Raw genomic sequence first — 16,306 nt, 5'->3', positions numbered from 1 at the left:
CAGGCGGAACAAACAAGATTAAGGTCGTCTGAAAACCCGATTTGTTTTCAGACGACCTGTATCAAACAAAGAAGCAATCAAGAAAGAACAAAAACAATGCAGAATTTTGGCAAAGTAGCCGTATTGATGGGCGGCTTTTCCAGCGAACGCGAAATTTCGTTGGATAGCGGTGCCGCCATTTTGAATGCCTTAAAAAGCAAAGGCATAGACGCACACGCCTTCGATCCTAAAGAAACACCCTTGGCGGAATTGAAAACCCAAGGTTTCCAAACTGCTTTTAATATCCTCCACGGCACTTACGGCGAAGACGGTGCCGTTCAAGGCGCGTTAGAATTGTTGGGCATTCCTTATACCGGCAGCGGTGTAGCCGCTTCAGCCATCGGCATGGACAAATACCGCTGCAAGCTGATTTGGCAAGCCTTGGGGCTGCCTGTTCCCGAGTTTGTCGTTTTACACGAAGACTCGGATTTCGATGCCGTCGAACAGCAACTCGGCTTGCCCATGTTCGTTAAACCGGCAGCCGAAGGCAGCAGCGTCGGCGTTGTGAAAGTCAAAGAAAAAGGTCGTCTGAAAAGCGTTTACGAAGAATTGAAACACCTTCAAGGCGAAATCATTGCCGAGAGATTCATCGGCGGCGGCGAATACTCCTGCCCCGTGTTGAACGGAAAAGGCCTGCCCAGCATACACATCATCCCCGCTACCGAGTTTTACGACTACGAAGCCAAATACAACCGCGACGACACTGTTTATCAATGTCCGTCCGAAGACTTGAGCGAGGCTGAAGAAAACCTGATGCGCTCTCTGGCAGTCCGCGGGGCGCAGGCAATCGGGGCAGATGGGTGCGTGCGCGTCGATTTCCTCAAAGATACCGACGGTAAGCTGTACCTCTTGGAAATCAACACATTGCCCGGTATGACGAGCCACAGTTTAGTACCGAAATCCGCTGCCCATACCGGCGTGGATTTTGCCGATTTATGCATTGAAATTTTGAAAACCGCACATGTGGGATGACGCAAGCGCACTGGGTCGGCTGACCCGCTGGCTATTGCTGCTGATGGCATTGCTGCTCATCGGCACCTGCATAGCCTGGCTATACAACTCCAATCATTTTCCCGTCAAACAAGTGTCCATACAGGGCAAGCTGACTTATTCGGATGGGAAAGAACTTCAGCGCGCTGCTCAACAGCACACGCGCAGCAATATTTTCCGTGCCGATTTGGACGGTATTCAGGCGGCCTTTCAAAAGCTGCCGTGGGTGGATTCCGCTATGGTGCGCCGCCGCTTCCCCGATACCGTCGAAATCCATTTGACCGAGCGCGTGCCTGTTGCCCATTGGCGCAGCGGCGGTTTGGTCGATACCAAAGGCAATGTGTTTGACGCCAAGCTCAAAGCCAAGTTGCCCGTTTTTGAAGGACAGCCGGGTACAGGCAAGGACATGGTCAAACACTACGAAGAATTTTCCGGCATCCTCCGCCGGCAAAATTTGGCGATTAAAGAACTGATTTATACGCCGCGCTCCGCTTGGTTGGTGATCTTAGACAATGGGATTACCGTCAGACTGGGAAGGGAAAACGAAATCAAACGCTTACAGCTTTTCGCCGAAATTTGGCCAACGCTGTTGCGTAAAAATCAAAATCGGTTATCCTACGTTGATATGCGGTATAAAGACGGATTTTCCGTGCGTTACACATCAGAGACGTCGTCTGAAAATGTTTCAGACGACTAAAGCCAAACAAACAACGTGAAGCAACTATTGCCAATACAGACAAATAGTTATAACTCCAGCGAAATAACGAGCAAATATAATGGAACAACAAGGTAAATATATCAGTGCCCTCGATATCGGCACATCCAAAGTCATCGCCCTGATTGGCGAAGTACAAGACGATAACGAAATCCATATTGTCGGACTCGGGCAGGCACCGTCTCGCGGTCTTAAAGCAGGCATGGTAACCAATATCGACGCAACAGCCCAAGCCATTCAGCAGGCGGTCAATGAAGCAGAATTGATGGCGGACACCAAAATCAGCCACGTTACAACCGGTATCGCAGGTAACCATATCCGCAGTTTGAATTCGCAAGGGGTTGTCAAAATCAAAGACGGTGAAGTTTCGCAAGCCGACATCGATCGCGCTATCGAAACCGCCAAAGCCATCAATATCCCGCCGGATCACAATATCCTGCATACCGTGGTACAAGAGTACATTATCGACAACCAACCCGGTGTCAAAGAGCCTATCGGTATGAGCGGCGTCCGTCTCGATACCCGCGTACATATTATTACCGGTGCCAATACCGCCCTGCAAAACATCCAAAAATGTATCCATCGTTGCGGTTTGCAGATGGACCAAATCATGCTTCAGCCTTTGGCGAGCGGTCAGGCTGTTTTGACCGAAGACGAAAAAGATTTGGGCGTGTGCGTCATCGATATCGGCGGCGGTACGACCGATATTGCCGTTTATACCAACGGCGCCATCCGCCATACTGCCGTGATTCCCGTGGCGGGCGATTTGATTACCAAAGATTTGGCACAAGCACTGCGCACCCCGCACAGCGCTGCCGAATACATCAAAATCCACTATGGCGTCGCGATTCCCGATATGGATGGCTTGGACGAAATGGTCGAAGTTCCCAGCGTCGGCGACCGCCAGCCCCGTCAGATTTCCCGCCGCGTTTTGGCAAGCGTTATCGGTCCTCGCGTCGAAGAAATCTTAGAGCTGACCCTGAACGAATTGCGCCGTTCCGGCTTCCCTGAAGAAGTCCTCACATCAGGTATCGTTCTGACCGGCGGCGCGTCTATGCTGACCGGTATCGTTGAGCTTGCCGAAGAAGTATTCGCCCTGCCTGCACGCATCGGCGTACCTCAAGAAATGGGCGGCGTATCTGAACGCATCCGCAATCCGCGTTACTCAACCGCCATCGGTCTTTTGCAGGCGGCAAGGGGGGAAGAAGACGGTGCGCCGGTGACCGGCGCTATCGTAGTTCATGATCAGGCTGAAAAAATCAGTCTGTGGGCAAGATTGATGAAATTTGTTAAAGACAATTTCTGATTGTTCCGTTACTTGCTTACAGGGAAAATGAGTTGCTGTCGGAATAGTTCCAATTGCAATAATTAAAAACTTGTGTGCTTTCGTTAAAAAATGTAGTAAAAAAATAACGGTAATGGTGAATGAATAAGAAGTATTTTGCCAGCGTCGGAATACTTCTTATATAATACGGATAATATCTAATTTTTGGACCGTCCTCGAGGCAGGGCGCGCAGGAGTATTTTAATGGAATTTGTTTACGACGTAGCTGAATCAGCCGCAAGCCCTGCGGTCATCAAAGTAATCGGCTTGGGTGGCGGCGGTTGCAACGCTATTAACAACATGATTGCCAACACCATCCAAGGTGTTGAATTTATTAGTGCTAATACTGATGCACAATCTTTGGGTAAAAATAATGCGGCCAAACGCATCCAGTTGGGTACCAACCTAACCCGTGGTTTGGGCGCAGGTGCCAATCCTGAAATCGGCCGTGCTGCGGCACAAGAAGACCGCGAAGCCATCGAAGATGCTATTCGCGGCGCGAATATGTTGTTCATCACCACCGGTATGGGTGGCGGTACCGGTACCGGTGCGGCTCCTGTGGTTGCCGAGATTGCCAAAGAAATGGGTATCCTGACCGTTGCAGTCGTTACCCGCCCGTTCGGCTACGAAGGCAAGCGAGTACACATTGCCCAAGAAGGTCTGGAACAGCTCAAAGGTCAGGTTGATTCATTGATTATCATCCCGAACGACAAATTGATGACCGCATTGGGTGAAGACGTGACCATGCGTGAAGCGTTCCGTGCGGCGGACAATGTCCTGCGCGATGCGGTGGCCGGTATTTCCGAAGTAGTTACCCGTCCCGGTTTCATCAACCTTGACTTCGCCGACGTTAAAAACGTAATGGGCATCAAAGGTATCGCCATGATGGGTTCTGGTTTTTCCCAAGGCATCGACCGCGCCCGTTTGGCAACCGAACAAGCGATTTCCAGCCCGTTGCTGGATAATGTGACTTTGGATGGCGCGCGCGGCGTATTGGTGAACATCACTACCGCTCCGGATTGCCTGAAAATGTCCGAATATCGTGAAATCATGAAAGTGGTTAACGAAAATGCGCATCCTGAAGCAGAATGCAAATACGGTACTGCTGAAGACGACAATATGGGCGAAGACGCTATCCGCGTAACCATTATTGCGACCGGTTTGAAAGAAAACGGCAGTGAAAACCAAATGCGTGCGGCTGTCCGTGCACAAAAACTGGTTAGCGGAGTCGATGATTCCCATGTTCAACAGCAGGGTAGTGTAGAAAGCTTGGTAAGAACCAACCGCGGTATTCGCTCCATGAATCTGACTGCGGCAGATTTCGGCAATCAGTCTGTTTTAGATGATTTTGAAATTCCTGCGATTTTGCGCCGTCAGCACAATCCTGATAAATAATCGATAAAAAGCCTGCTTTGAGCAGGCTTTTTTGTATCTGTGCATTGTAGAGCATAATTTTTGAAGGATTCAAAAAGGGTGGTGCATTGATATCCTTTGATATTTCTTGTGAATAAAAATCTATTGATGAGATTCGGTTTTTGGGTTTTGTTGAGCAGTTCCCACTGAAAAGATGGATTTCCGTTTGAGCGGAATAGTGGTTTTTGTTTGTGGGAGACCTGACTCAAGCAATTAAATTGAAGAAACGAGCAAGCTATATTATTGAGCAGTTGAAAAGAGGCCGTCTGAAACGTGTTTAAACGTAATTTTCAGACGACTTCTTCTCATAATTGGGATAGACGAGCAAGCTATATTATTGAGAAATTGAAAAGAGGTCGTCTGAAACGTACTTAAACGTAATTTTCAGACGACCCCTTCTCATGCTTGGAATAGACAACCTTAAGCAGGGCGGCAGACGATCATATAATTCACTTCTGTCGAATCGCATAAAGAATAGCGGCGGGTCAAGAGGTTGTAGGTCATGCCCTTAGTATTGATAACATCCAACCCTGCCTGTCTGCACATACGCGCCAGTTCGGCAGGGGTAATGAATTTTTGCCAATCGTGCGTCCCTTTGGGAACGACGTTCAACACATATTCCGCGCCGACAATCAGATGAAGATAAGATTTAGGGTTGCGGTTGATGGTGGAGAAAAACACCATACCGTCAGGCTTTACCAGCTCCGAACAGGCTTTGACGATAGCGGCGGGATCGGGAACGTGTTCCATCATTTCCATACAGGTTACGACATCGAAGCTGTGCGGCTGTTCGGCGGCAAGGTCTTCGACGCGGATGCAGCGGTAATCGATATTGTCCACCCCTTCGGCAGCGGCATGGGCTTGGGCGGTTTGCAGCGACTTTTCCGCCATATCGATACCGGTAACGTGCGCCGCGCCGCGTTTTGCCATGCTTTCCGACAAAATCCCGCCACCGCAGCCGACATCCAAAACACGCTTGCCCGCCAACTGCGCGAACGAGTCGATATAGCCCAAGCGCAGCGGATTGATGTCGTGCAAAGGTTTGAACTCGCCGTTTTTATCCCACCATTTATCCGCAATTTGGCTGAATTTAGCGATTTCGTCCGCATCGACGTTGTGTTGTCCGGCTGCTTCCATCATGATTTTCCTGATTTGGATTTCGGGTTGAAGAGGGTTTCGATTTTATAGCAAAGCGGCAGGATGGAACAGAGACAAACTGTCGCCAGCCGCCAAAAGGTCGTCTGAAAACGCCGCTTACCCTTTTCAGACGACCTTTGACTTGTTTTTACCCCTTCCGCCTTGTTTGCCTCGACCTTTCCCATTAATTTATATCAAGCACTCCTCGCATTGCCGAAACAGCAAGCCCCGACCTTCACCAAAAAGAAAACCCAATGAAACCATTTATCCGCGCCGCATCCCTACTCTTCCTTGCCGCCGCATCCGCGCTTGCCTCAGGCAAAGACTTTATCATTTACGACCGCATGGACTACGTCGGCAAACCCGACCTGACTGTCGACAAATTGTCCAAAGTATTCCTAATTTACGAATCCGAGCTGGTGATGCCCGATCCTGCCGGCAAGCGCAAACACGGCGTATTGAACGAAAAACGCATCCGCGAATTGGCGCGCCAATCCTATCGCGAAGGCTACCGCACCATTTCCACCGACATCGAAACCTGGTTTGCCGAAAAAGACGGACAAATCCTCACGCCTCAAGAACTTAAAACCGATTTTGCCCGTATGTACCGGATTTTCAAAGAAGAAAATCCCCGTGCCTACATCAGCAACTACGGCTTGCCCGACGAACACCTGCACGCCATCCGCTACTACCAAACTCAGGCGGACAACGAGGCAGTATTGGCAAAATGGCGGCAGTTCAGCAAACGCCGTCAGATGAGCGCAGCCATCAGCGACTATGCCAATCCCGTGTTCTACATCACCACGCCCGATTTGGCGCAATGGGAAAAAGACGTCCAAACCACCGTTGCCGAGATTAGAAAGCGCTATCCCGACAAAAAAATCATCGGCTACCTCTGGCCGCAATATTATTCCGCGAGCAACAGCCCGTATTTCAAACAATTTATCGATGCCGAACGCTGGCAGAAAATGCTCGAAATCAGCAGCAAATATATGGATGGCGTGATTATCTGGTCGGACAAGCGTGATGAAAACCATCAAATCGTCCGCTGGAACGACCCGCGCATACAGTCAATCATGCGCGCGACCAAATCCTTTATCGCGGCGCACCCCAAAGACATCGCCGTCGAAACATTGCAGCCGCCGACATCATCCAAATCATTGAAAAACAGCAAATTGAAATAAAACAACGCATAATCTACTAGAGAAAAGCATGAAGGTGGGCGGATAAATCCGCCAAGCAAAAAGGTCGTCTGAAACCCAAAATTTAGGTTTCAGACGACCTTTTTGTCGCAATGGCGGTTTTGTTGCTTATTAATCCACTATAACAGGGAGAGTGATGTCCATGATCTTGTTGCAGTTTATTTTCAGACGACCTTTTTTCAAAATTCGCTTACGGCATTTTTTCATTTTAGTATAAATGATTTATGGAAGTCTGAAGGCATGAATCAGATATGTCATCTTTGGCATGGTAATTGCAGGATAAAAGTCATAGTTCTATATTATTTGGTAAATAAGTGTTAATTTTAAAAGCAAAGTTACGGATTATCGGGGCTTTTTTTAAACAAACGGTAAGGTTGATTAGCTTAAAACACTATTTCCCAAGATATAGATATGTTCTAAAAATTGTACCTAAGTGACAATTAACGTCAGCTTGATTGGTTTTCAATAATATATAAACAAAATAAATGAATGCCTGCCTCATAAAATCCGCGTGTGCCTGAAGAAGAAGATCCGGCGGCGGGGCAGTGCGGGGAGTACGTCTTATTTTGATTGTATATGCTTGAATTCAATCTGATATTTTTTAATAAATCCAACCAAGAGAGATTGTTATGAATAAGATTTTCAAAGTTGTATGGAACCGTACCATCGGCTCTTTCGTCGTTACTTCCGAATTGGCGAAGGGACGTGTCAAATCAAGCAGCGAAGGTGCTGAAGGGGATGTGCGCGCCTCAGAGGAAGGTCGTCTGAAAACCTTATTCAGGCTGACGGCGTTGAGCGCGGCATTATTGGGATTTTCCGAAGGGGCTTGGGCGGTGATTGCGCCTACCGCTGCGGTTGCAAGTGGTGGAGGTGGTGAAACTGCTGTCAACGGCGGTAATGCTAATGGTACAGGTGCAATTGCAGTTGGTGCCTATGCGCGTGCGGGAACAAGGGCTGCACCTCCTCTTGGGCTCAATACGGGTGCTATTGCAATCGGTGGTAGTGATTCAAATTCGCCTACGTATGCTGATGGTAATAATGCGATTGCTATCGGTACGAGCGCGAATTCAAATGCGGCTAAGGCGGTATCTATTGGTTCGGATACGATTGCTTCCGATCAGTTTACTACTGCTTTAGGTGGTCGCGCCGAGGCGAAGGCGCGCGGTGCGACAGCCATTGGCGGTTGGACACAGGCAACAGGCCAGTTTGCGGTTGCCATCGGGGGGAGTGACCGCTTTGGGCGTGGTAATAATACAGAATTGAATGACGGCAGTGGCGCGACTTTGGCTTCAGGGGATCGCAGTACCGCCATTGGTCGACGCGCGATGGCATCTGGTAATGATACGCTTGCTTTCGGTACGAATGCGAAGGCTACGGGCGTAGATGCGGTTGCTTTTGGAACGAACGCGAATGCATCAATTCTTAAATCGATTGCTATCGGTAAAAATACACAGGCAACGGGAGAGGCTTCTATCGTTATTGGTAGTGATGATCATGTTTATGGAGAGATTAAATCAACCTCCAGACAAGGTATTGCCATCGGTACGGGAGCTAAGGCGACAGGCGCAACCCAAGCAGTTGCCATTGGTCCAGATGCTCAGGCGACAGGAGCACAATCAACCTCCATTGGTAACAATACCCGCGCAAAAGGGGATTCATCAGTTGCTATCGGTGGCGATGACTGGGATGAAGCAAAAAAAACTGTAAATGCACAGTACAAGGCATTGACTGGCTCTGATATGGCCGGGGGTTATAAAGGTACGGAAGCGGCTACGGCGGCAGTTGCGGTCGGTGTTAGGGCAGTTGCGAGCGGTTCATTGTCAACGGCTTTTGGTCCGGGAACGACAGCTAGCGGTTTGGGTGCATCAGCATTCGGTGTGGGTGCATCTGCTACTCAGGATAAGTCCGTTGCCATCGGTGCGGGTTCGACTACTACCATCAATGCGGAAAAGATAACTACTGCAACTGTAAATGGTATTACCTATGGTGGTTTCGCGGGTACGAACAATTTGACGCACGGTTCACAGGTTTCTTTTGGTACGAAAGGCTACGAACGCCAGCTTAAAAATGTTGCGCCGGGTGCGATTACTGAGACTTCTACAGACGCAATTAACGGCAGCCAGCTTTACGCGCTTCATGCAGGTTCGGGCAATATCGCCAAAGCGGTTGCCGATGCATTGGGCGGCGGCGCGGCTGTGAGTACTGATCCTACAAACCGTCAAGGTACGGTAACGTTGCCATCTTATAACGTGCTCAAAGGTAGTGATACGCCGAATACGGCAGGTAATGGTACAGCCAAATTCAATACAGCTCCTGCTCAGAGCGTCGCTAATGCGATGGCCAATCTTAATAACTACGTCAACCAAGGCTTTGCCGTCAAAGATAATTCGGGCGCGCCGAAGGGCATTGTTACGCCCGGTGAAAGCGTACAGTTTGCCGACGGCAATGCAACTACCGTTACCGTCGATACTGAAGCAAACGGCAATACTAAAATCAAATACGACGTCCAAGTGGACGGAGAAACTGTCAAAATCGAAAACGGCAAACTGACTGCCGCGTCGCAAACTCATTTTTATAGCGTAAATAGCACAGATAAAACAAAAGCCAACTACAATAATGACGGCGCGACAGGCGAAAACGCGATTGCCGCCGGTCCAGAAGCCAAAGCGGCTGCGAGCAATGCAGTTGTGATAGGTAGCAAGGCTACCGTTGAGGCGGCAGCAGGCTCTGATCGGGATATTAATGGTGATACTACTGGCGAAGGTTCGGTCGCCGTTGGTGCACTAAGTAAAGCAAGCGGCAAGAATGCAACCGCCATCGGTCAGAAAGCAAATGCCTATGGTCAAAACTCGTTTGCAGGCGGTCAAGATACTGAGTCATCAGGTAAATCGAGCGTGGCCATAGGTGATGGCTCAAGAGCTACTGATAATTCTACCACTGCCGTTGGTCCATATGCCAAAGCTCAAAAAGCAGGTGCATCAGCATTCGGTTTCAACGCTAATGCTCAAGCAATAGGCTCTGTGGCAGTAGGTCGACAAGCACAAGCTCTGAATTTGAATGCTGTTTCGGTAGGTAATGAAAGCAAAGCAAAAGGAGAAGATACTGTTGCTATCGGTACTAGTGCCGATGCTGTGCAAAATCGGGCAATGGCAATCGGTAAAGGGGCTTTTGCTAATGGTGCTGACACGATTGCATTCGGTGCCGGTACGAAGGCTGATAAAAGATATGCTATTGCTATCGGTTCGGGCAATAATGCTTGGAAAGAAGATTCTATCGCGTTAGGACGTGCTGCCAATGCAGACGGTGCGGCTTCTTTGGCGCTTGGTTTGAACAGCCATACTCGTAACGAAAATGCTATCGCTTTGGGTAACAACGCAAACGTAGATGACAAAAATTCTATTGCCATCGGTACAAACAGCAAAGCTAATGAATTTTCCGCAGTCGTTATCGGCCACAATGCAGAAGCCAATAGATACAGTTCGGTTGTTATCGGTGAAAGTGCAAGATCTAATAACGTGCGCTCTGTCGTCATCGGTTATAACGCTTCTGCAACCAATACTGCAGAGGCCGCAATCCAGAAAGAGACCAATCAAACCGTTGCTATCGGTGCATATGCCAACGCATGGGGAGACCAATCTACTGCCATCGGTAACAATGTAACCGCACAAGGCAATTCTTCTATTGCTATTGGTTCAGACGACTGGGATACCGTTGCAGGAAAATCAGTAGCCGGTACGGGTAAAACGGTTAAAGAGGTTTATCAAGACTATACCGGTGATGTGATGCAGGTTGGCAGCGAGTCTCAAACTAGGTCCGGCGAAGCGGCAGTTGCCATCGGTACGAAATCTGAAGCAACAGCCGAATTGTCTACCGCCTTCGGTACGGGTACACGCGCTCTAGGCGTTGCCTCTGCTGCATTCGGTATGGGTGCGAAAGCCACTCAAGGCAACTCTGTGGCCATCGGTGCGGGCAGTACGACTGCAACCAATGCAACCAGCGTCAACGAAGCTACTGTTAACAATCTGAAATACTCAGGTTTTGCAGGCGGCAACAATGTTAATCCTGGCGACCAAGTGTCTTTCGGTACGGCAGGCTACGAACGCCAATTGAAAAACGTTGCTCCGGGCGAAATTTCTAGCAATTCTACGGATGCCATCAACGGCAGCCAGCTGTACGCGGTACAAAACGTTTTGGGTAATACTGCCAAAACCGTTAAAGACGTATTGGGTAGTAATGCAAAGTTGGCTGAAGACGGCAGTATTACCATGAATAATATTGGTGGTACGGGTGAAAATACCGTTGACAGGGCAATTGCGTCTTTGAAAACGTCAGCCTTTAAATCGTTTCAATTAGAAACGGCTGCTGCTGCTGGAACCAATGGTCGCGCTGAAAACCATTCTTTACAGGAAATCACGAGTGGCTCCACTCTTCGACTTGAAGCAGGTAAAAATATCCATTTGAATCAGTCAGGAAGTACTGTAAGTATCAATACGGTTGATAATCCTGAGTTTACAGGCGTAGTTACTGCCAAAGGCGGACTAAATATGTCTGAAAACCGTATCACTAATTTGGGTAAAGGTACTGATACTAATGATGCGGTTAATGTTGGGCAGCTCCAAGATGCAATGAATAATCTGCGTGTCAACACTCTGACTACGGTTAGCAATGACGCCCCTTTCTCTTATATTGATAAAGACGGAAAGCTTTTAACCCGCAACGTTAAAGAAGTAGGCGGACAAAAAGTAGTATCGTTTACTTATGTAGATGGTGGTAAAGAATATAACGGTGATGTCACTATTGCCGCTTTGAACGCCAAAGACCCACAAACTTCCGTACCAACTATTGTTGGTAATGTGAAATCGGGTATCAAAGATAATGATGCAGTCAATGTGTCCCAATTGAAGAAAATAGCTGAAGCATTAGGTACACAGGTAGGAACTGACGGCAGTGTTTCTATGCCAACATATGCGGTTGTTTCAGGAGCACCATCTAATTCAAGCGTAGTTAACTACAATACTGTTGGCGATGCGCTGTCTGCTTTGAATAGAGCTGTTAATAGCCCTCTGAATTTTACAGGCGATGTTGGCAATAAGTTTGACCGTCAACTTGGCAGCACCGTGGCCGTTAAAGGCGGACAAACTGATCGGGCTAAATTGTCTGATAATAATATCGGTGTGGTTTCAGACGACCAAAATCACACGCTGAATGTCAAACTGGCAAAAGAATTGACCGGACTGACTTCTGCGGCCTTCAGCGGCGATGTAACCGCTGCTGGCACGACCGTTAACGGCTCTGGCGTAACCATCGGCTCCGGCAGCAACCCAGTGAGCCTGACTGCTGGCGGACTCTCCAACGGCGGCAATAAAGTTACCAACATTGTCGACGGCGCAGTAGATACCGACGCAGCAAGCTACAAACAAGTCAAAGCCGCGAAAACCGAGGTTCAAAAAGGTACAAACGTTGCCGAAGTGAAGAAGACCGAAGGTGCGGACGGTCAGGCAATTTACACCGTTAATGCCAAAGGCACAGTTGTTTCTGCCTCAGGCGCAGACAACGGTCTGACTCTGGGGGTGTCTGAAGATACAACCACCAATGTCACTACCTACAATTTGGATTTGTCAGACAAAACCAAAGAATCCTTGAAAAAAGCCGACAGCGCATTGCAAAACATCGGCGTACAAGTCAACGGTACGGCTGCCAAAATGTTGACTAAAGACGATTCCACGTTGAACTTCGTTGACGGCACAGGTACGACTGCTGAAAACAAAGCCGACGGTATCGCGTTCAATGTTAATAAATCTACGTTGAAAGCGAGTACTGGAGGTTTAGTCAGCGCAGATAAAGCAGGCGATGCTTTCGCCACGGCTGCCGATGTTGCACAAGCCATCAATGAGGCTGTTGCCAACAGCGAAAAAACCAGCGTGGTTGAAAAAGGAGACAATACCCATGTTGCCGCTGTGGAAGCGGGTAATAAAACAACCTACACCGTCCATGCCGACAATACCACGGTCAGTGTAAAAGCTGACGGTAAGTTGGCATTGAAGTCGTCTGAAACGATAAACGGTAACCAAACCAAAACCACCAACTACGAACTTGACCTTTCAGATGCCGCCAAGACTGAGATTCAAAAAGGCGTAGATGCGAAAGAAATCGTCGATACCAAAGGTATTACCTTTAACGGCGATAGCGGCTCTCCCGTAACCAAAAAACTGGACGAAACGCTGGCAATTAAAGGCGACGACAAAAACGTTGAAACCGAAGCAGGTACAGACGGTATTAAAGTCAAATTGAAAGACGAAATCACTGTCCAAACCGTCAATGCCGATAAACTCAAAGCGGGTGATAGTGTTCTGACCAATGACGGACTGACTACGCCTAAAGTCACCGCAGGTAACAGCGTACTGACGACCGATGGTCTAACCATTGCCAACGGTGATAATCCCGTATCCCTGACTAAGTCCGGTTTGAATAACGGCGGTAACAAGATCACCAAAGTTGCTAAAGGTACGGAAGAAACTGACGGAGTGAACGTCAGCCAAATCAAACCGTTGGCTGAAGCATTGAACATGACCGTCGGTGCGGACGGTACGATCGGACAGCCGAGCTTTACCGTCAAACAAGCCGACGGTACAGCAGGCACGGCTGTGCATACTGTTCAAGATGCCTTGAACAAAGTCAGCGACGAGTTGAACAAAGGTCTGAACATTGCCGCAGACAACGGCAATAACCAGAAAATCAATCTAGGTGATACCGTCAAGTACACGAGCAAAGACAAAAATATCGTTACGACTAGTGGCACGAACAAGGATATCGACTTCAGTCTTGCCGAAAAAATCACCATTGGTAAAACCGACGGTAAGAAAGTTGTTATCGACGGTACGAACGGCACGGTAAGCGGGCTGACTAACAAAACCTTGGGCGATACGGATTTCGCTACCAAAGGTCAAGCTGCGACTGAAGAGCAGATAGATGCTGCACAAACTAATTTGGCAAATGTTTTGGGTACAGGTTCAACCAACCAAAACGGTACGGTAACGGTTACCGACATCGGCGACACAGGCAAAACTACCGTCAGCGATGCGATTAAATCTGTCAAAGAAACTGCTGAAAAAGGCTGGAATCTGCAAGCCAACGGCGATACTGCCGAAAAAGTAGCAGCAGGCGAAACGGTAACGTTCAAAAACGGCAAAAACATCAAAGTAACCCGCGACGGCAAAAACATCACCGTGGCGACTTCAGACGACGTCGAGTTTGCTCATGTTAAAGCTAATTCAGTAGAAGCTGCCAGCGTGGTTGCCGACAGCGTCATTGCAGGCAACAGCGTCTTGACTACCGAAGGTCTGAAAATTGGTGATGACAGATCTCCGAACCAAGTGTCCCTGACTAATACCGGTCTGAATAACGGCGGCAACAAAATTACCAAAGTAGCCAAAGGTACGGAAGACGCCGACGCGGTAAATGTCAGCCAAATCAAACCGTTGGCAACAGCGTTGAACACGACCGTTGGTACGGATGGTTCTATCGCAGCACCTAACTTTACCGTCAAACAAACTGACGGTACGGCAGGCACTCCTGTGCATACTGTTCAAGAAGCATTGGACAAAGTGGGCGACGAGTTGGGTAAAGGTCTGAAGATTGCCGCTGATGCAGGGTCGACTGAAAAAGTCAACTTAGGTGACACCGTTACTTACACCGGTATTGATGGCAACATTAGGACCAAAACCCTGTCGGGAGGCAAAGTTGATTTCGGTTTGAACGACAAAGTTACGTTGGGTAAAGCCGGCAGCACCCCGATTGTACTTGACGGTACGAACGGCACGGTAAGCGGGCTGACCAACAAAACGTTGGGCGGCGCAGACTTTGCCACCAAAGGCCAATCTGCAACCGAAGAACAGCTGAATGCCAGCCAAGTGAATCTAAAAACCATTTTGGGCGGTAACGCAGAAAATACCAACGGCAATATCGCTATGAGCAACATTGGCGGGACTAACCAAAATACGGTTCATGACGCAATCAAGTCTGTGAAGGAGACGGTGGAAAAAGGTTGGAAGCTGCAAGCGAACGACGATACCGAAGAGAAAGTTGCTGCCGGCGAAACGGTTAACTTCAAAGACGGCAAAAACATCAAAGTAACCCGTGACGGTAAGAACATTACTGTAGCCACTTCAGACGACGTTGAGTTTACTCATGTCAAAGCTGGTTCAGTAGAAGCTGCCAGCGTGGTTGCCGAAAGTGTTATCGCAGGCAACAGCGTCTTGACTACCGAAGGTTTGAAGATCGGTGCAGACGGTTCGCCAAGCCAAGTGTCTCTGACTACTTCCGGTCTGAACAATGGCGGCAACAAGATTGCCAACGTAGCCAAAGGTGTGGCAGATACTGATGCGGTTAACGTCAGCCAGCTGAACCCGATTGCCAAAGCGTTGAATACCAGCATTAACCCGACTACCGGCGCGATTGAAGCTCCTGTCTTTACTGTAACCAAAGCAGACGGTACGAAACATGAAGCCGTAGGCACGATTCAAGATGCTTTGGATAAAGTGGGCGAAGAAGTCGGCAAAGGTCTGAACATCGTTGCGGACAACGGGTCGTCTGAAAAAGTGAACTTGGGCGATACTGTCAAGTACACAAGCAAAGACAAGAATATCGTTACCACAAGCGGTACAGGCAAAGCGATCGACTTCAGCCTGGCCGAGAAAGTCACCATCGGCAAAGACGCGGCGAACGGCGGCAAACCGGTCGTGATTGACGGTAAAGAAGGTATTGTCAGCGGACTGACCAACACTACATTGGGAGACACCACGCTCGCTGGTTCAAACAAAGCTGCGACCGAAGCTCAGTTGGATGCCACTCAAGTGAACCTGAAAACCATCTTGGGTGGAGAAGCCAAGAACGATAACGGCAATGTATCCACTGCCAACATCGGCGGTACAGGCAAAGACAACGTTCACGACGCGATTGCCGCAGTTAAAGAGACCGTAGGTAAAGGCTGGAACTTGAAAGCCAACGACGAAGCTGACAGCGACAGTGAAAACATCGCCGCAGGCGACACCGTGACTGTGAAACAAGGTAAGAACATCCGAGTGAAACGCAGCGGTAAAGAGCTGACGATTGAGACTTCAGACGACGTCGAATTCGGTACGGTTTCCGCTACTACCGTACTGGCCGACAGCTTCATCTCCGGCAACAGTGTACTGAGCGGAGAAGGTCTGAAGATCGGTGCGGACGGTTCGCCAAGCCAAGTGTCTCTGACCAATGCCGGTCTGAACAACGGCGGCAACAAGATTGCCAACGTAGCCAAAGGTACGGCAGCCACCGACGCCGTCAACGTCGCCCAACTGAACGAACAACTCGCCGCCACTGAAAAAACCACCACCGTCGTTGCCGGTAAGAACGTTACCGTCAGCGAAAAAGTGGACGGCAACAACACCGAGTACACCGTCAACGCCGACAAGACCACCCTCAGCCAAGCGGCGGGCGGTGCGGTTA

7 protein-coding genes are annotated in these 16,306 nt (G+C 49.0%); 6 read left to right on the top strand and 1 reads right to left on the bottom strand.

The window, feature by feature from the left end:
* Positions 1-96: 96 nt before the first annotated feature.
* From AAG834_RS05550 to ftsZ, 4 genes are all read left to right on the top strand, one after another.
* The gene (locus AAG834_RS05550; protein WP_107814152.1) at positions 97-1,011 is read left to right on the top strand and encodes a D-alanine--D-alanine ligase; all 915 of its coding nucleotides are present in this window, start codon (positions 97-99) and stop codon (positions 1,009-1,011) included.
* The gene (locus tag AAG834_RS05545; protein WP_342031515.1) at positions 1,001-1,726 is read left to right on the top strand and encodes a cell division protein FtsQ/DivIB; all 726 of its coding nucleotides are present in this window, start codon (positions 1,001-1,003) and stop codon (positions 1,724-1,726) included. Before AAG834_RS05550 ends, AAG834_RS05545 begins: the two co-directional genes overlap by 11 nt.
* 79 nt (positions 1,727-1,805) lie before the next feature.
* Entirely contained in the window at positions 1,806-3,050 is a 1,245-nt protein-coding gene (gene ftsA, locus AAG834_RS05540; RefSeq protein ID WP_003779891.1) for a cell division protein FtsA, read from the top strand.
* A gap of 222 nt (positions 3,051-3,272) precedes the next feature.
* Positions 3,273-4,463, top strand: coding sequence for a cell division protein FtsZ (ftsZ, locus tag AAG834_RS05535; protein ID WP_070515239.1), 1,191 nt, complete (start codon positions 3,273-3,275; stop codon positions 4,461-4,463).
* 438 nt (positions 4,464-4,901) lie between these two features.
* Here ftsZ and ubiG read toward each other — a convergent pair whose 3' ends face one another.
* On the bottom strand, positions 4,902-5,621 hold the full coding sequence (gene ubiG / locus AAG834_RS05530) for a bifunctional 2-polyprenyl-6-hydroxyphenol methylase/3-demethylubiquinol 3-O-methyltransferase UbiG (protein ID WP_070515236.1): 720 nt from the start codon (positions 5,619-5,621) through the stop codon (positions 4,902-4,904).
* A 251-nt stretch (positions 5,622-5,872) separates the two neighbouring features.
* On the opposite strand from ubiG, the gene AAG834_RS05525 reads away from it, so the two are divergent.
* Together AAG834_RS05525 and AAG834_RS05520 are read left to right on the top strand one after the other, a co-directional pair.
* Complete coding sequence (locus tag AAG834_RS05525; protein ID WP_342031514.1) at positions 5,873-6,802, top strand: hypothetical protein; 930 nt, start codon at positions 5,873-5,875, stop codon at positions 6,800-6,802.
* 647 nt (positions 6,803-7,449) lie between these two features.
* On the top strand, positions 7,450-16,306 hold an 8,857-nt coding region (locus AAG834_RS05520), incomplete at its 3' end, for an ESPR-type extended signal peptide-containing protein (RefSeq protein ID WP_342031513.1).

This window comes from Neisseria sp. Marseille-Q2251 (genome assembly GCF_940793045.1).
Lineage (GTDB): Bacteria > Pseudomonadota > Gammaproteobacteria > Burkholderiales > Neisseriaceae > Neisseria.
Note: the sequence above shows the minus strand (reverse complement) of the source record. Positions and strands in the feature narration are given on the sequence as shown.